The sequence below is a fragment of the Methanomethylovorans sp. PtaU1.Bin093 genome (assembly GCF_002067275.1).
In the GTDB taxonomy this organism is placed as follows: domain Archaea; phylum Halobacteriota; class Methanosarcinia; order Methanosarcinales; family Methanosarcinaceae; genus Methanomethylovorans.
Genome location: NZ_MVQX01000088.1, coordinates 21,237 through 38,447, shown reverse-complemented (window position 1 = coordinate 38,447; position 17,211 = coordinate 21,237). Strand labels below are relative to the sequence as shown.

At 45.0% G+C, this 17,211-nt stretch carries 14 protein-coding genes and 1 other RNA gene; 6 read left to right on the top strand and 9 right to left on the bottom strand.

Going from position 1 to position 17,211, the window contains the following annotated elements; all coding sequences use genetic code 11:
* Positions 1–177 precede the first annotated feature (177 nt).
* Both A4E24_RS09955 and A4E24_RS09950 read right to left on the bottom strand, forming a co-directional pair.
* Positions 178–2,514, bottom strand: coding sequence for a DNA topoisomerase (locus tag A4E24_RS09955; protein ID WP_292353184.1), 2,337 nt, complete (start codon positions 2,512–2,514; stop codon positions 178–180).
* A 99-nt stretch (positions 2,515–2,613) separates the two neighbouring features.
* On the bottom strand, positions 2,614–3,036 hold the full coding sequence (locus A4E24_RS09950; protein WP_292353182.1) for a DUF5658 family protein: 423 nt from the start codon (positions 3,034–3,036) through the stop codon (positions 2,614–2,616).
* Positions 3,037–3,216: 180 nt separating this feature from the next.
* Between A4E24_RS09950 and thiC the strand changes: the two genes are divergently transcribed.
* The 3 genes from thiC to A4E24_RS09935 all read left to right on the top strand — a co-directional run bounded on the left by thiC (position 3,217) and on the right by A4E24_RS09935 (position 8,002).
* Positions 3,217–4,494 carry a phosphomethylpyrimidine synthase ThiC gene (gene thiC, locus A4E24_RS09945; protein ID WP_292353181.1) on the top strand — a complete coding sequence of 426 codons (1,278 nt, stop codon included), beginning with the start codon at positions 3,217–3,219 and terminating at the stop codon, positions 4,492–4,494.
* A gap of 123 nt (positions 4,495–4,617) precedes the next feature.
* On the top strand, positions 4,618–5,259 hold the full coding sequence (locus tag A4E24_RS09940; protein ID WP_292353180.1) for a MarC family protein: 642 nt from the start codon (positions 4,618–4,620) through the stop codon (positions 5,257–5,259).
* Between the two features lie 40 nt (positions 5,260–5,299).
* On the top strand, positions 5,300–8,002 hold the full coding sequence (locus tag A4E24_RS09935; RefSeq protein WP_292353178.1) for a cation-transporting P-type ATPase: 2,703 nt from the start codon (positions 5,300–5,302) through the stop codon (positions 8,000–8,002).
* A gap of 50 nt (positions 8,003–8,052) precedes the next feature.
* On the opposite strand, the gene A4E24_RS09930 is transcribed toward A4E24_RS09935, so the two are convergent.
* The 6 genes from A4E24_RS09930 to hisG form a co-directional block, all read right to left on the bottom strand.
* The gene (locus tag A4E24_RS09930) at positions 8,053–10,635 is read right to left on the bottom strand and encodes an S-layer protein domain-containing protein (RefSeq protein WP_292353177.1); all 2,583 of its coding nucleotides are present in this window, start codon (positions 10,633–10,635) and stop codon (positions 8,053–8,055) included.
* Positions 10,636–10,762: 127 nt separating this feature from the next.
* A complete protein-coding gene (locus tag A4E24_RS09925) occupies positions 10,763–11,638 on the bottom strand; it encodes a mechanosensitive ion channel family protein (RefSeq protein WP_292353175.1) in 876 nt (291 codons plus the stop codon).
* A complete protein-coding gene (locus A4E24_RS09920; protein ID WP_292353173.1) occupies positions 11,635–12,315 on the bottom strand; it encodes a DUF432 domain-containing protein in 681 nt (226 codons plus the stop codon). The genes A4E24_RS09925 and A4E24_RS09920 overlap by 4 nt, the downstream gene beginning before the upstream one ends.
* A 71-nt stretch (positions 12,316–12,386) precedes the next feature.
* Entirely contained in the window at positions 12,387–13,472 is a 1,086-nt protein-coding gene (gene corA / locus A4E24_RS09915) for a magnesium/cobalt transporter CorA (protein WP_292353172.1), read from the bottom strand.
* Positions 13,473–14,222: 750 nt separating this feature from the next.
* Positions 14,223–14,348, bottom strand: coding sequence for a hypothetical protein (locus A4E24_RS09910; protein ID WP_292353170.1), 126 nt, complete (start codon positions 14,346–14,348; stop codon positions 14,223–14,225).
* 266 nt (positions 14,349–14,614) lie between these two features.
* Positions 14,615–15,487 (bottom strand): ATP phosphoribosyltransferase, encoded by an 873-nt coding sequence (gene hisG, locus A4E24_RS09905; protein ID WP_292353169.1) that lies wholly within the window; start codon positions 15,485–15,487, stop codon positions 14,615–14,617.
* 189 nt (positions 15,488–15,676) lie between these two features.
* On the opposite strand from hisG, the gene A4E24_RS09900 reads away from it, so the two are divergent.
* Both A4E24_RS09900 and A4E24_RS09895 read left to right on the top strand, forming a co-directional pair.
* Positions 15,677–16,228, top strand: a complete 552-nt coding sequence (locus A4E24_RS09900) for a TMEM165/GDT1 family protein (protein WP_292353168.1) — start codon at positions 15,677–15,679, stop codon at positions 16,226–16,228.
* Between the two features lie 72 nt (positions 16,229–16,300).
* Complete coding sequence (locus tag A4E24_RS09895) at positions 16,301–16,525, top strand: hypothetical protein (RefSeq protein WP_292353167.1); 225 nt, start codon at positions 16,301–16,303, stop codon at positions 16,523–16,525.
* A gap of 11 nt (positions 16,526–16,536) precedes the next feature.
* Here A4E24_RS09895 and A4E24_RS09890 read toward each other — a convergent pair whose 3' ends face one another.
* Positions 16,537–16,764, bottom strand: a complete 228-nt coding sequence (locus tag A4E24_RS09890; RefSeq protein ID WP_292353166.1) for a hypothetical protein — start codon at positions 16,762–16,764, stop codon at positions 16,537–16,539.
* Positions 16,765–16,850: 86 nt separating this feature from the next.
* Here A4E24_RS09890 and rnpB point away from each other — a divergent pair.
* Positions 16,851–17,201: RNase P RNA component (gene rnpB, locus A4E24_RS09885), an RNA gene on the top strand.
* Positions 17,202–17,211: the final 10 nt, after the last annotated feature.

Here is a 17,211-nt window from a genome sequence, read left to right as displayed (position 1 = left end):
GCGCAAACCGGAATCAAGGAGGTTTAAGGGTATATTTCGGATTTAGACACCAGTTTTGTAGTAGAAGGTTTTCCTGTTTTGCCCTTCATCTCTAAGTCATAAGTATGTATTCCTTATATTTAAAGATTTGTTCGCAACATGACTAATCAAGGATAATTGATTTAGAACAAGATCAAGTCAGTTTGAAGACCTTTTTTTGCCCAGAGTTTTCCCACAGCTACGGTTTACACACATCTCGATCGCTTCCTTATCCTTTTCCTTTATGCGGATCATTTTCCATCCGCACACCTCACACCTGCGCTCAAGTATCGTAAGCCTGCCCTCCTGAGGCAGGGACTGAGTACGTCCACATCTTTTGCTGCAACCCAGAAAACGCGAATCCTTTGTGGTGATAAGGCACATTTCGCCATCACATATAGTACATGGTCCCACCACTTCAGGGGGAAAGCACTCTTTTACACTGTCACATGCAAAGCAAGGTCCTATACCCACTGCCCAACAATACTTGTTCGCTACTTTTATTACAGCAGCTCCACCCTTAGGGCATTCTTTTGAGCGCAGTATGGAAAGTGCACCATCCCTGGGCAAAGGATAGGTGTTCCTGCATTGCGGATATCCGGTACATCCTACAAAACGCCCCTTATCAGTGCTTATTATGCGTAGCACATGCCCGCAATCCGGACATTTGCCAATGTAGTTCTTCTTGTCCTCAGTGGCAATACCATCATTGATAGAGCCTGCCAGCCGGGATACGATGGAATCCCGGCTCTCAGTAAGCTGTGCGTACATCATCCTGATAAGCTCGGTTCCCTCTGCAACAGCAACTTCAAATTTCTTGCTGCCCTCTTCCACTTCCTGCACAAGGCACTCTATGCGTGCCCTTATTTCCGGCTTCACTACAAGAGGTAATGAAGCGCTCAGAGCGTCCATAAGGCTGAACCCGGTTTCCTGAATGACTATGGTCTTGCCTTTTGTCTCAAAATAACCACGCTTCTTATTGGTTTCTATATGAGAAGGAGCTGTTGCCTTAGTGCCGATGCCATGCTTATCCATAAGGGTCAGAAGTTCGGCTTCTGTAAGGTGTTTTGGAGGAGTGGTTTTGGAAGCTATGTTCTCCAGTTTTTTCACATTGACCTCTTCGTTCACCTGGACATCGGGCAGGAACTTGTCATTCTTTGTCTCGAAGGGATACACGGCCACCCAGCCTTCGTTTTTCATTACTGATCCGGAAGAGTCGAAGAGCTCATTATTCACTGTGATCTCAAGATGCGTTTTTTCGAACAAGGCTGCAGGCATGAGGTTAGCAAGAAAATGCCTGGCTATCAGATCATATACCTTACCTGCACCTTCTACCTTCACAGCCTTTTCCACTTCCTTTACAGCAACTGCCTTTATCGGATGTATGGGAGGGTGGTCATGTCCGTCCTTTGTACCATTGCGGGAAGCGATCTCTCCGGCCGAAATAATGGCAAGTGCATGGTCCCTGTATTCTGTGGATGTGAAGGCTATGACCTTTGACCTGAGATCAAAATCATCGGCATATTTATTGGTCTCTGTCCTTGGATAGCTTGTAAAACCGTTCAGGTACAGCTGTTCAGCGATCTCAAGAGCAGATTCCGGACTGATGTTAAGGAACTTGGATGCACGTTTGAGGAACTCAGTGGTATTAAGAGGATATGGTGCATTCGTCTTCACTTCGGTGACACTTTTCTTTGCCACTATACCGGTCTTGCATGCCCGGATACGATCGAATATTTCGGCTGCTTTTGCCTTATCCCTGATATTGCCTGCTCGATGCACTCCTTTGAGGTCCATGTCCTTTGCATGGAAAAGTGCTTCGATTTTCCAGAAATCCTCAGGACTGAAGTCTTTAATGGCCTTCTCTCTTTCATATACGAAACCGCATGTAGGTGTCTGGCAAGGCCCTATGGAAAGGATGTCCTTGGTACGCGCTCTTTCTCTTACGGCCAGGGTCAGATACCGGGTAAAAGCAGCGCCCATCTTAAGGTCGAGGATTTGGCGGGCATCAGCAGACATTGCCATAGCTGTGTCAGGTTCCAATAGATTATCAAAAGCTTTAGTTATCTCAGACGCTGACAATGAAGAGAACCTGGCTCTTTTTACAGGAGCGCGGGAAACCCTGGCCGCAAGTTCCTTTGCTTCAAAACCTATATTCTCGCCTTCCCTGTCAAAATCACAGGCAAGTATTATCCCATCAGCTTCCCTGGCAAGAGAGATGATGGCATCTGCAAACGGTTTTTTTGTAACGGTCTTGATGGGTTGCGTATCGATCAATTTGGCCGGGTCCACTGAACGCCAGTCGTTCAGCTCCTGTGGGAAATCATAACCCATTATATGACCCGAAAGACCCATTACCTGCCATTCTTTGCCATCCCTGCGGAATACATAAACAGGCACCCCTTCGACAAGCTTTCTGTCAGGCTTGCCCCCGCTGAGAATATCGGCTATCTGCGAAGCTGCTTTGTTCTTTTCGGTAAATACAACAACGGTCATGATATATCTGCACCTGATCAGAATAGTGTGCGATACATTATAACTGACATTACATAACTTTATCCGCTGTTGTTAGGAAAAGAATATAGGTCACCAGACCTAAACTAAAAGGCTGGTGGCATAGCTGAGCAGCAGATAGACGGGACTGACAAAGCCCCCCATCACAAGCAGGTTATTGAACATTATCATCATTCCTATTATTGCAAGGGTATGTCTGAGGGCATTCCATGCAAAGGTCTGGTCCTGTTCTTTCCCTGCAGAGGAACGTACGATATAAACATAGCTTCCCAGCAGTGCTACTATAAAGAGGACCTTGAACAGCACGATGCTGTAAAGACCATTCATGGAGGCGAATGCAGATACCACCGGATTGCCTTCCTGTGCAAGACCGGTCTCTATGGCATATATAGTGGTCAGGAGATCGCCTATCACATAGAACAGCAGGACGAACCTTATGTCCTTGAGGAATCCGTAAATATCCAGACCGTAAACTAATGAACTCTTTTCAACACTATGGGTCATCGTACCACCGCGACCTTACCGCGCCATTTTCCACGCAGCTAATTAGTAGTCTGCACTGCACTATATAAGGATATCTATGATCGAGTGTATAATGCTACTCATTATGATGAGACTTTGTTTATAAAAGGACACCCGGGATCAGCAAAAGGCTTTTATCTTCATGCTCATACGGGAATAGCAATGACACTCATGGAAGATGCAAAAAAGGGGATAATAGCTCCCCAGATACAGGAAGTAGCTAAAAAAGAAGGCATCGATCCTGACCTTGTACGTTCCTGTGTGGCAAAAGGCATCATTGCCATACCTGATAACCCTGCAAGGGATTCAAGGCCGATAGGCATTGGCAGGTATATGAGCACCAAGGTCAATGCGAACATCGGGACTTCCAGAGACTACATCAATGTAGAGGATGAGATCGAAAAAGCGCGCACTGCAGAAAAGTTCGGTGCTGATGCGCTCATGGACCTTTCCACAGGCGGGGATCTGGACAGTATTCGGTCCATGATCATGAAAGCCGTGCATATCACCATAGGTTCCGTGCCCATATACCAGGCAGCATCATCCCGGAAAGCAGTTGTGGATATGACATCCGATGATATGTTCAATGCTGTCAGAAAACATGCAAAGGATGGCGTGGATTTTGTTACGGTGCATGCAGGTGTTAACCTCAGTTCCCTCGAATGGATCAAAAAAGGAGAGAGGATCACTGAAGTTGTCAGCCGTGGTGGTGCGTTCACTCTTGCATGGATGCTGCATAATCAGGAAGATAACCCGTTCTACACGGAATACGACTATTTGCTCGAAATAGCCTATGAGCACGATATGGCTGTGAGCCTCGGGGATGGCATGAGGCCTGGATGTATCCACGATGCATCCGATGGCGCAATGTTCACTGAGATTGTCACTTTGGGCGAACTTGTGAAAAGAGCGCGTGCTGCGAACGTGCAATCCTTTGTGGAAGGACCAGGGCACGTACCAGTGAATGAGATCGAGACATGCGTGAAGACCATGAAGAGCCTGTGCCTTGATGCCCCTGTCTACCTCCTTGGCCCTCTGGTAACGGATATAGCTCCCGGATATGACCACATAACAGGTGCCATAGGCGGGACCCTTGCAGGCATGTATGGTGCGGATTTCCTGTGTATGACCACGCCTTCGGAACACCTTGCATTGCCAACGGTAAGCGACATACGGGAAGGGACCATTGTGACCAAGATCGCAGCACATGCTGCAGATATTGCTAAAGAAGGACAAAGAGAAAGGGCGCGTGCAATGGACGACCGGATGTCGCAAGCACGTCACAGGCTTGACTGGGAAGAACAGTACAGGCTGGCCATTGACGGTGAACGTGCGCGCACTATCAGAGGAAGCCGTGTGACCGGCAGTGATGCCTGTTCCATGTGCGGAGACCTCTGTGCGTTGAAGATAGTAAAAAAAGCCCTTTCAAAAGAAAAATAACTATATTCAGCCTTTGATCGCCCTTGTTGTGAGAATAAGGCTTTTATCTGTTCGGTGCAATTTAAAGGATGATTCATACAGAGCATGTCAGCCTGAACAACAACCCTTCAACGCAGATCTAAAATGGATGACCTGGCCTTTCTCACATATTCGCTCATATCCATCTTCGTGATAGTGAATCCCATCAGCGGGGTTGTCACTTTCATATCCCTTACCAGTCGTATGACCTTTGAGGAGAAGAACATCCTTGCAAAAAGAGCCGTGTTCCTTGCCTGCATTATAGCTCTGTTCTTCGCCATTACCGGCAAGATGATGCTGGACCTTTTCGGCATTGATGTCGACTCGCTGCGCATTGCCGGTGGCATTTTGTTGTTCCACGTAGCACTGGACATGATGTTCGCAAAGGTGTCCAGAGAAAGTATCACTGAGAACGAGATCAGTGAATCACAGGACCGTTCCGATATCTGGATATTCCCCATTGCACTGCCTCTCTTGACAGGCCCGGGAGCTATCACGACCGTGATCGTGCTCATGGGAAGCACCGATTCCATGGTGCAGAGATCCCTGGTGGTCCTTAGCATATTGATCACATTTGCAGTGTGCCTGGTGATATTCCTGTTCTCCCGGCGTATCTATAAGTACATAGGCTATACAGGAATGCTTGTATTCACGAGGATAATGGGCCTTTTCCTTGCAGCTTTGGCTGCAGACTTTGTGACAACAGGCATCTGGAACGTATATACTGCTCTGTCTTCAGCAACCTGAGCATATATTTTAAGTAAGGGCCGATCAATAGTTCCTTAAGATGGATGCAAGGACCAGAGACCTTCTCCCGCATATGAAGGGTGACGAGCATCAGGTATCTCTTGATGAACTGTTCACAGGCTTGAAAAGCAGTGATAACGGACTGAGGCAGGATGAAGCTGTCCGAAGGCTGGCAGCATACGGAGCAAATGTGCTCGAAGATACAGGAAAGGAGAGTTTACTGTACAAGTACCTGAAACAGTTCTGGAATTTCTTTTCAATTTTGCTTACAGTCGGTTCATTACTTGCTTTTATTGCAGAATGGTTTTCTCCCGATCAGGGAAACCTCTACATTGGCATAGCACTGCTTGCTGTAGTGATCCTTAATAGTACTTTCACGTTCATCCAGGAATACCAGGCAGAGAAGATAATGGAGAGCTTTCGCCAGTTGATACCTCCGAAAGCCAGGGCCCTCAGGAACGGTGAAATAGCAGAAATACTTGCTTCAGACATAGCTGTCGGGGATGTGATCTTACTTGAAGAAGGGGATAAGGTCCCTGCCGATGGCAGGCTCATAGAGGTGAATTCCCTGAAGGTGGATAATTCACCCATAACCGGAGAGGCTGAACCCCAGTTGCGTTCTCTGGGGTGTACCCACCCCAACATGCTTGAATGCAGGAACATGGTGTTCTCCGGCACACTTGTACTGACAGGGAACGGTAAAGCTGTCATATTAGGCACAGGAGCAAATACTCAGATAGGTCATCTTGCGAACCTTACTAAACGCACTTCATCGGTAGATACCCCCTTAAGAAAGGAACTAAATGATTTCATAAAGATCATCTCTTCGATCGCTATTTTATTGGGTATATCTTTCTTTTTAATAGGGTCCTTCGTGCAGGATACATTCCTGATGAACCTTATTTTTGCTATCGGTATAATTGTGGCAAATGTCCCTGAAGGCTTGCTGCCCACAGTCACCCTCGCCCTGAGCCTTGCTTCCAGAAGAATGGCAAAAAGAAATGCGCTCATAAAGCAGCTCGAATCAGTAGAGACCCTGGGTTCCACCACTGTGATCTGCACCGATAAGACCGGTACGCTTACCCAGAACAAGATGGCTGTGAACTCGGTCTTTACAGCCGAAGGCTATCTGCATATCACAGAAGAACAAAAGCCCTCCGAACCTCTTATTAGAGCTGCCGCCTTGTGCAATAACTCAAGGATCACATCCGAATCACCCGGGTATAAAGGGGATCCAACGGAAGGTTCTCTGTTAGTGTATGTTAACCAGTTCGCTGATGAGGAAGAACTGAAACGCGCCTATCCGCGGCTACAGGAATATCCTTTCGATTCCAAGAAAGAAAGGATGCAGGTCATTTGTTCAACACCTGCAGGAACAATGGAATCTTACCTGAAAGGTGCACCTGAAGTGGTGATGAGCATGTGCAGTCACATGTTCACATTGAATGGTGCTCTGCCTCTTGATGAAAAGAGTGCCGGGATGATTGTGGATGAGCACATCGCCATGGCAGAAGCAGGTGAAAGAGTGCTTGCCTTGGCTTACAGGGAAGCCGAAGATGTAAGGGAATACGACGAAGGTTTTGTTTTCCTGGGACTTGTGGGTGTAGCCGATCCTCCGAGACCTGAGGCAAAGGAAGCTATCCACAGATGTCACATGGCAGGAATAAAAGTTGTCATGATCACCGGGGACCATCCAGTGACTGCCACGTCTATCGGCCGCAAGGTGGGACTATACGATGATGAAAAAGAGCTTGAGCTCATTACTGGTTCTGAGCTTGCTGCACTGTCCCCTCAGGAGCTTGCAGGCAGGCTCCGGGCTCCAAGTATAATCTTTGCCAGGACATCACCCGTACAAAAGCTCAAGATAGTCCAGGCTTTCAAAGCTGCCGGTGAAATAGTCACTATGACAGGTGATGGCGTCAATGACGCACCCGCTATGAAAAATGCCGATATGGGAGTGGCTATGGGCAGTGGCACGGATGTTGCAAGAGAAGCAGCTGATATGGTGTTACTGGATGATAATTTCGCGACCATGGTCAATGCTGTTGAAGAAGGCCGGACAGTATTCGATAACATCAAGAAGTTCATTGCTTACATACTTACAAGCAACATACCTGAAATATTACCTTTCATTGCCTTTGTGCTGCTGGCACTACCCTTGCCCATGAATGTGCAGCTGATACTGGCTATTGACCTGGGTACGGACATATTACCTGCACTTGCTCTGGCAGTAGAAAGGGGCGAAGGGGACATCATGCATCGTCCTCCAAGGTCAAAGGATGAGAAACTGCTAACACGCTATGTACTCTTTACATCCTATGGTATCAAAGGCCCCATTGAAGCAGCAGCCGGATTTTTCTGTTACTTTGCTGTGCTGCGGGATGGGGGCTGGAACTTCGGACAGGACCTGCCATTCACAGACCCTCTATACATGCAGGCAATCACAGCTTTCTTTGCTGCTGTTATCATCTGTCAGGTCGCCAATGTATTTACATCCCGCACAAGGCGGCAGTCTGTACTTACAAAGAGGTTTTTCGAAAACAAGATGATACTTCTCGGAATAGCTAGTGAACTAACCATTCTTGGTTTGATCATTTTCAACCCACTGGCCAACACTGCCTTCAACACAGCGCCCATTTCTATAAAGTACATACTCTTGGCAGTCCCCTTTGCCATTGCATTGCTGCTAATAGATGAACTAATGAAATTGGGTGTGAGAAAGAATTTTGAAATCACAAATTGAACAATTAGTAAAAAAGAAAGAGAAGTGAGGTACTATCCTCACTTGCTAACTTATTCTTTGTTCCTGCGGCCCCTGAATGCAGCAGCCATCATCACTATGACCATTGCTGCGACCATTCCCACGAACGGGGTCTTTGCCGTTACGTCAAATGAACCCTTCTGGTCGCCTATCTGCACATCGACAGTACCAGGCTGGTCTGCTGTTGCTGTGAACTCTACGGTCTTTTCTTCTCCTGCTGCAAGGGAGATGTTCTGTGTGTCCGTTACATTGCCGTTAACTAACAGTTCCACCTTGACCTCACCTGCAGAAGTACCAGTATTGGCAACATTCGCACTGACGGTCACAGGCTTACCCTGTTCAGCTATAGCCGGATCGATCACAAGGTCCGAATATCTGAACATATTTTCTGCAGCCTCAACCTCAAAGGTCAGCTCTGCAGGAAGGAAACCATTCGCTTCAACTCTTACCTTGTGTATACCTGCATCTTTTGGTGTGTATGAGAGCATACCTTCTGCAGAAGTGGTGCCTATGGCGCTGCCATCATAGTAGAGTGCAGCCCCTCCCACAGGTTCTCCACCTATTGCCTTCTTAACAGAGATGGATATTGCATCTCCTGCGAAAACAGTTTCAGGACTGATCTCTATGTCAAGCTTCTTTGTAGCATCTTCTGCAGATATTACCTCGACGTTCAGAGTACCTGTGACATAGCCTTCCTTTTCTGCAGTCACTTTGAAAGTGCCGGTCTCGCTCAGGACCACAGAGAGTATACCTTCGTTAGATGTCGTTCCTTTCTGCACGTTGTCAAACTTCACAACAGCACCTTCGACAGCTGCTCCCTGAGAAGCTACCTTGATATCCACTGATGTTCCTGCTGTGATCGTATCAGGCATTTCTATGGACAATTGTTCGGATGAGGATGTCGTCGTCATTACGAAGGGATAGTATCTCAGTGTATCCGAATCTGCCACCTTGATAGAAATGTCTCCCATAAGATCGATCACATTATCCTTGGTGAGCGAAACGGAATTCCTGTTCTCCAGGACGATGCCGTCCTCTGAGATACTGGCAACCTCCATTCTGCCAAACCTGTCCGAACCTTCAAGGGTAAGATAGTTCTCAGATATCTGGAAAATACCCTGTATAAAGACAGCATCGAATTCACGTCCCCTGAAGATCTCATTGAAATGGACGGCTATCTGAGGTACATCTTCAGAAGCACCCATTTCAGTTTTGTACACATAATCCTTGTTGGACCCAAGAATAGAAGTGTCTACTTCTTCTCCATTCTTTTTAAGTGAAACACGCACTTTGTCACCATTGAGATCGACCTCGACCACTTCAAGCACATATCCTTCTTCCAGCACCAGTGCCGATCCTGGATACACTGATTTCTTATCATCGTTATCTATCAGCACCTTGGAAAGCTGGCCCTGGGAAACTATACTGACAGCCTTGGTGAACCCATTATCCGGATAGCCTGCAAAGTATTTTTGGGCAAGGAACCCTATCACCTCGAACTGTCCCCAGGCGGAGTGGTCAAAGCTTACCTGCTGGGCTCTAGTGGAATATACAAGGTTCTCAGCGCCTATTGTCCTGCCGTTAAGAGCTTTGACTTCCAGTGATTCGGTACCTATGCCTTCATCTATATTGTAGTAGAATCCCTCAAAGTTCAGAGAGGTCCAGTTGAAGGGGCCATCGGAAACTGTACCACGCAACTCATAAGTTCCTGGTTCCTTCATATCGACCACAGGAGCAAAACGCAGCACTGTGTCATCAGCAACAACGAATTTCAGCTTTCCCATTATGTCGATGGTCCTGCCTGCATTAAGGTTTATGACATCGGGATTTGACATTGTGATCCTTTCAGGAGCTACTGTGTCAACTGTCATTCTTCCGTATTTATCGCCAGCATTAACGGAGATGTAGCTGTCGGACACCTGAAAGATGCCTTTTATGAACACAGCATTGCTTTCAGTTCCCCTGAATATGGTATCCAGATGTACTGCTATAAGAGGGAAATCGTCTGTGGAACCAATTCTGGTCTTGTAAACATAATCCTGATTAGAGGCGATCACTGTGCTATCTACCTGCACACCATTTTTCTTAAGGGTGATGAACACTTTATTTCCATTAAGGTCGACTTCGGTGATGTCCAGCACATATCCTTCCTGCAGAACAAGTGAAGAACCCGTGAAAAGTGATTTTTCATCATCATCGTTTATGAGCACTTTTGCAAGCTGGCTGTCGGATATAAGGCTGACCTCATCTGCAAAAGCTGTATTGTCAGAATAACCTGCAAAGTATCTTTCTGCCATAAAACCGATTATCTGGAACGAACCCCATTCATCACGCTCAAAGCCAGTTTCTATTGGTCTTGTGGAATACACAAGGTCGTCCTCTTCGATGGACCTGTCGGAATAGCTGTCCAGTTTAACTGTCAGCATTTCAGACCCTTCTCCTGAATCCAGGTCATAATAGAAACCCGAATAACTAAGTGGTGACCATGAATATTCGAGCGATGGTTCCTGGGCAGCATCCCATATCCTGTTCCCTGTCGAACCGTCGGCTGCCAGGGCTGTAGTGGATAGCAAGCTCAGGCAAAGTAAAGCAACTATCAGTATTTTAATTTTCATATATTTATCTCTCCTACAACATTTACTATCTGCAAAAAGACTATTATTTTAACAGTATATACGTTTTATCCATTAAAATGACCGGATAATATGGAAATTGGTCCAAAAGTGATAACTAGGAACTATTTCATTGAGATGGGAAAATAGGAAGATCGTTTTCTCCACTTTCTATCAAATTTGCCGGCATACTATTAGCGAACCAGAGAGTACGCTGCGGTAAGGCTATCTTTATCCCATTCTCCTCAAGTGTCTTTTTAATTATCCACAGCAGTCTTGTCTTGACAGAATACCATTCAGTGGAAGGAGCCCAGATCCTTACGAAGATATTGACACCATTATCATCCAGCTTATCCACAAAGACAGTAGGAGCTGGATTTTTAAAAGCTATAGGATCATCATCTATGATACCTTTGATCATCCCAATCGCTTTGTCGGCATCACTGTCATAGGTTATTCCTATGACATACTCGAATCTCCTTGCTACGTTGGCAGCGTAATTAGTGATGTTATTGAGAAAGACCTTGTCGTTTGGCACGCGCACATACAGCCCATCAAAGGTCCTGATGATGGTGGAAACAAAAGTGATATCTTCAATTACTCCTGCATTATTATCTATGTTCACCTGATCCCCTATCTTAATAGGCCTTTCAAGGGTCAGGAAGATCCCGGAGATCAGATTCGCAACAATGCTCTGACCTGCGATACCCAGGATTATGCCCAATACACCTCCGGCTACAAGCAGGCTTGAAAGCTCTACGCCCATGAACGGAAGTATGAAAAAGACCGTGACAAAGAAAACGAAACTGTAGCGCATAAGTTTGAGCAGCATGCTCAGTTGTTTCCTGTCCATCTTGTCCTGCAGGGCCCTCATGAGGTATATGGACAAGATTTTTCCTGCGATCATAGAGATGATCACAACAGAAGCTACGAACATGATCCTGAAAAAAAGAATGGAATAGTCGGACAATGAAACAAATAAGGCATCGTTCAGCGTGATGTTCATAGTCCGTACTCCATGATGCATCTGCTACCGATCACCCTTAGTTTGGACGAGACGTAGAGTTCGGTGGCCTTTTTGAACCTGGCTTTACCTGGGCAGTGTATGAACTCGGTTTCAGCTAATTTTCTGCTTGGGATCTTCATGACCGCTTTCATTACAACTTTTTTTTCTTCATAGTAGATCTTCATACCATAGGCGTTGAACAAAGACTTGCTGACCTCTACCAAGTGCTCAGTGTCATTAACTATCTTCAGTTCTATGTAACCTGTGTACCAGGGATCTGTATCCGGTGGTGAAAGAAATACGTCGCTTTCCCAATACTTGCAGATGATCCCATTACTTGGTGCACCGTATAGCGTGTACTTCAACCGTGAAAAAGAAAAAATATCTATTATCTCAAAATCCTCTTTTCCATGAGATACGAAAACCCCTATCTCTAGAGGAAAGGTGATGTACACATTCTTTGAGGCACCGGGCTCAAGTATCAAGGTCTTTTTAAAGTTCACCAGTAGGAAGTGGGTGAGCCTTTTTGGCATATTGACCGGCTCCACCGGGTTGAGCAATATGCTGCATGACTCCTGCAAAAGTAGCTTTTCTGTGCTTCCCAGGCTGCCCCATCTGCGATATATGAGTGAATCGTTATGTGTTTCCATTGATAGGAAAACGCCTTCTATTTCCATGTTTACAGGAGATCCATATAAGCCGAACATAATAATTTCCGTGAAATAATATAAAAGAAGTATCTCATCATTTATAACCATTTCTTCTTTCGGAAATAGAAGAGCATGGAAATGCCTATTACTGCCATGATGCACCAGAGCACAGGATATCCCCATTTCCATGAAAGTTCCGGCATATATTGAAAGTTCATGCCATACACACCTGCAAGGAAGGTCAATGGAATGAATATGGTAGCGATGATAGTAAGCACCTTCATCACCTCATTCATTCTGTTGCTAATGCTGGACAGATATATATCCAGCATCCCGGAGAGCATATCTCTGTATGTTTCGATGGTATCTATCACCTGGATGGTATGGTCGTATATGTCTTTGATATAGATTTGTGTGGACCTTGCTATAAGGTCCGATTCGGCCCTTAAAAGGTTGTTTGATACTTCACGCAGGGGCCATGCAGATTTGCGCAAAAGGATCATTTCGTTTCTCAGAACATGCAACTCTTCAAGAGTGTCAGGTGTGGGATGATCGAGCAGTTCATCTTCCAATAGTTCTAATCGTTCTCCCAGTTTTTCCAGAACGACAAAGTAGTTATCAACAATAGAATCGATGAGTGAATACGCAAGATAATCAGCTCCCATCTCTCGAATGCGACCTTTTGAACCTTTTAACCTCATACGTACGGGATCAAAGGTGTCTCCTCCTGCTTCCTGGAAAGATATTACGAAATTACGGCCCAGGATAAGACTCACCTGTTCGGATATGATCTTTTTGCCATCATCCTGCTCATATGTTGTGTCGCTGTGGTAGAACATTCGCAGCACTACATAGACATAATCTTCAAATTCCTCTATCTTCGGGCGCTGGGTGGTATGAAGGATATCTTCGAGAACAAGGGGATGGATATTGAAATATGTTCCCAGGCGCTCAATGATAGTTACATCGTGTATCCCATCTATGTTTATCCATGTTACAGTGGGACTGTCCCTGAAAGGGAACACTTCTTCTATATCTGAGATATTCTGTACCTTGCAATGGTCCTTATCGTAATCTATCACTGTTATTTTTACCGATTCTGTCCATTTATCTCCTACGTGGACAATCGTTCCGGGAGGCAGGCCGCATTTCTCAGAAGCCCTTTTTACGAACCTATTTGCCATCATTCACCTTCTTCAGCAAACAATGTTGATCGTCGTGTTTAGTCCGATAATATCTTAACAAAATGTTTTAGCAGTGCTAATAGTGCTTTGTTGCTATATTACAATAACTTATTTGATGATAAATAAAAATGACCATAACACAAATGCTGATAATTTTCGTGTACAGAACTAGTATATGGATCTTTGATAAGATCTTTTCCACAATTGCCGAATGACCCCCACTAGCTATTCGGCCTGAAAACTTAAAAAATATAAAGAACGCCAGCCTGCTTCTTATTACTTGTTATTGATCTGAGCATAGACAGCCGCTCCAAGTATTATGCAGCCATATATTCCCAGTTTGATCGTATTCAGTATCATTTATACCACACCTCTTTAACATCGTGAACGAGTTTTATCGTACCACCATTGTAATGACCACAATTGTTTTTTTTTGTAGCAGTTGCCAATTTCTGGCTTTCCTGCAAGCTATCCTTTGTTGTTCCACTATATAAATATATCTTGCACAACATAAATTGAAATTATTATTATGATGACGTTCGACCGGGAGTAAAATGCCAATGAACAAAGATAAGGTAGCTGGCCTCTGGATCGGATCTTTATTGCACGCAGACCACAATAAGACATTGAAAGAAAGTAATTGGCAAGGAGCAGCAAAACCAGATATCCAGGAAAGAATGATTATTTAACAGGTCTTTAAGTAAAAAAATGTCGTCAGAATGACGAGATCTGAGGGCTCGGAACAAACGCTCAGATCTTTGATGAATTGCCAGATTCAAGACACTGGATAGTACAGTACATCTTATCGCGTGCACACTTGCGCAGGACATACATCTTACGGCCACACTTTTGACAGGTTACAGCTACATATTCCATATCGTTTTTCTCCTTTTTTTCTTAAGGTTTGGAAAGCAAATACACCTTTCATCATTGAAACATCTTGGAAGTCCCATGATCCTACAGTGGATTTGCTATTTTTCCATTGTTCTTATTACATACCTTTGTAAATCACGTATATTAATATTTCTATACTAATATGTATACTAATTGTGATGATGATGAGATAAACCTGCCATGGAAAAAAAGAGTGATATGCAGAAAGACAGCTGATATGTCTATCAGCTGAATGGAAAATGAACCTTTTAACGCACTATCTTTGAAATGTCCATCTCAAGGATATCTTCAGCACCTAGTGCCTTGAGCCTTGGTATGAGCAGATTGACCTCGCTCTTACTGACAACGGTTTCTACTGCATAGTAATCGGACTTGTAGAGCTGGGACACTGTAGGCCGCTTCATGGACGGAAGGAAATCTATAATTGCATCCAGTTTATCACCCGGTACGTTCATATCAAGGAGTACCTTGCCCCGTGCTTCGATGACAGAGAGCAGTAAAGTTTTTATTTCCTCTATCTCTCGTCTTTTCAGGGGATCCTGCCAGCTTTTCTTGTTGGCTATAAGCTTTGTGGAGGATTCCATTATCTGATCAACGATCTTCAACCCATTCCTGCGTAAGGTGGAACCTGTTTCTGTGAGATCGACCACTACGTCCATGAGGTCAGGGACCTTTGCTTCCGTGGCACCGTAGGAAAAATGGATCTCCACAGGGATGTTAAGGTCGTCAAAGAACTTCTTTGTCATTTCCGGATATTCAGTAGAGACCCTGCTACCCGGTTTAATATCCCTTGCACTGTGGATATCGCTTTCCTGGGGAACTGCTATGACGATCTTAACGTTCCCTGAACCTTGTTTGCTGTACGGCAGGTCAGCAACCTCCACAACATCGGAATTTGATTCCGTTACCCAGTCAAGCCCCGAAATTCCCATGTCAAAGTATCCGTCATGCACGTACCGGGGGATCTCCTGCGGGCGCAGGATCTTGATCTTCTTTATCCGGGGATCATTAATGGTAGGATTGTATTGCCTGTCGGTCTTCTTTATTTCAAGGTCTGCCTGCTTAAAGAGCAGAAGAGTTTGTTCTTCCAGACTTCCTTTTGGAATAGCTATTTCGATCAATGTGCCAACCTTTCCGTATGTTTGATATTTGGGGTAATATGGGATGCAATTATTATCCGGGGTATAAAGCATATTCGATTGGACAGCAAACAAAATTCATGATCATTCTGAGGTTACAAAACCAAGTTACATTCAGGTACACTCAAGTTGGACAATTGTTTTATATACACCCTTTTCCAAGGAGAGAGCATGATCCAGGACATTTTCATACCTTTCCTGCTCGTTGGTCTTGCGGAGCTAGGGGATAAAACACAGCTCGCTGTCCTTGTACTTTCCACAAAGACAAAGCAGTACGGCACCTTGCTCGCAGGGGTCATGCTCGCATTTGCATTAACTGACGGGATCGCTATTGTGCTTGGAGACCTTATCGCTTCTGTTGTGCCCCTGGATTATGTGAGGGTCTTTGCAGGTATCTTGTTTGTTATCTTTGGTGTTCTGATGCTGTATAAAAGGGACAAGGATGAAGATAATGGTTCCTACGAACTGAAAAGTCCCTTTGTATCAGGTTTTTCTTTAATACTTGTCTCTGAGATGGGGGACAAAACACAGTTAGCTGCAGCCCTTTTTGCCACCCGGTACGATCCTGTGATGGTATTCATCGGCGTGATCCTTGCGTTACTGTTGCTCTCCATAACAGCTATATATATAGGGAAACAGCTTATGGCAAGGGTTAACAAGAATACTATTTCCACAGCTGCAGGCATTCTATTCATTCTGATAGGCATCTCTTTCTTTTTCTGAGCTTGGAGATGCGACTCTTTTTTCTTAAACCTTAATTACTATTAACTCCTATTTTCTTGAAGAAGGAGTACTATGGCCAAACTACAGATCATGAAATGTAGAGATCTCGGTTTCAATGATGATTTCATTGTTATAGAACAAGATCGTGAAGCTGCAAAGAAGAAAATGATGGAACATATATTGGATAAGCATAAAGAAGAATTTGAGATCCTGTCTGAAATGCATCAGGAAGAGATCCGTGCAAAAATGGATTTCCTGCTGACGCGTGGTTGTGGCTGTGGGGTCAAAGAACTCTGATCCTATTGGGTTCAGTAAATGAACCTGTTTCTTATCTTAACGGCAATGAACATTGCTACACCAATAACACCGGCCATGACCAGAATAAAGTCCAGCCGTGGAGTGAGGTCTTTGCTCATCAGTGGCTGGTAGATAGCTCCTGGTTGTATCTCTACTATATCCCCTAGGGACATTGCGGTCATAAGCAGCAGGAGCGATATCAGCCCAGTATCAAGAACCCAGCGTATCTCATATCTCATCCCTTATAAAGGGTTCATATTTTAGTTCTTAAATTTTTCGGTTTCTTTTCATTACATTTATATGCGATGTAGTTTTCTATGTACCGGAGAGAGGAAGGGCGGCCTCCGGATCAATGATCTGAGGAAAGTCTCCCCACCATCTGAGCACACGAACACTTGTAAAGAGTGTCTGGCGAGAGCCAGGGCTCTGGCACAGAAACGATACCACGCCATACCAATGCAATGATACTGGAAGGTTGAGGTCGTATGGATAGTGGATGGAACGGCGAATCCTCGTGGGTGCAAGTCAGAAGTAGGGATAAGCGGTGTTCAGACCGCGCCCGAAGTTAACGACGCTTAGCCGAATGCCGCGGCTGCAAACGCCACTGGCTATCTCTTTAGTGCCATGTACTATAGGGATCTTTGCAGTAACAGAAGGGAGCTTACTCTCCTCACTCCTTTGAAATT

What these genes read in the sequence shown, in the direction of transcription:
- A4E24_RS09955 (WP_292353184.1), bottom strand. Translation starts at nt 2,514, where the DNA reads ATGACCGTTGTTGTATTTACCGAAAAGAACAAAGCAGCTTCGCAGATA.
- A4E24_RS09950 (WP_292353182.1), bottom strand. Translation starts at nt 3,036, where the DNA reads ATGACCCATAGTGTTGAAAAGAGTTCATTAGTTTACGGTCTGGATATT.
- thiC (WP_292353181.1), top strand. Translation starts at nt 3,217, where the DNA reads ATGACACTCATGGAAGATGCAAAAAAGGGGATAATAGCTCCCCAGATA.
- A4E24_RS09940 (WP_292353180.1), top strand. Translation starts at nt 4,618, where the DNA reads ATGGATGACCTGGCCTTTCTCACATATTCGCTCATATCCATCTTCGTG.
- A4E24_RS09935 (WP_292353178.1), top strand. Translation starts at nt 5,300, where the DNA reads ATGGATGCAAGGACCAGAGACCTTCTCCCGCATATGAAGGGTGACGAG.
- A4E24_RS09930 (WP_292353177.1), bottom strand. Translation starts at nt 10,635, where the DNA reads ATGAAAATTAAAATACTGATAGTTGCTTTACTTTGCCTGAGCTTGCTA.
- A4E24_RS09925 (WP_292353175.1), bottom strand. Translation starts at nt 11,638, where the DNA reads ATGAACATCACGCTGAACGATGCCTTATTTGTTTCATTGTCCGACTAT.
- A4E24_RS09920 (WP_292353173.1), bottom strand. Translation starts at nt 12,315, where the DNA reads ATGGAAATAGAAGGCGTTTTCCTATCAATGGAAACACATAACGATTCA.
- corA (WP_292353172.1), bottom strand. Translation starts at nt 13,472, where the DNA reads ATGGCAAATAGGTTCGTAAAAAGGGCTTCTGAGAAATGCGGCCTGCCT.
- A4E24_RS09910 (WP_292353170.1), bottom strand. Translation starts at nt 14,348, where the DNA reads ATGGAATATGTAGCTGTAACCTGTCAAAAGTGTGGCCGTAAGATGTAT.
- A4E24_RS09900 (WP_292353168.1), top strand. Translation starts at nt 15,677, where the DNA reads ATGATCCAGGACATTTTCATACCTTTCCTGCTCGTTGGTCTTGCGGAG.
- A4E24_RS09895 (WP_292353167.1), top strand. Translation starts at nt 16,301, where the DNA reads ATGGCCAAACTACAGATCATGAAATGTAGAGATCTCGGTTTCAATGAT.
- A4E24_RS09890 (WP_292353166.1), bottom strand. Translation starts at nt 16,764, where the DNA reads ATGAGATATGAGATACGCTGGGTTCTTGATACTGGGCTGATATCGCTC.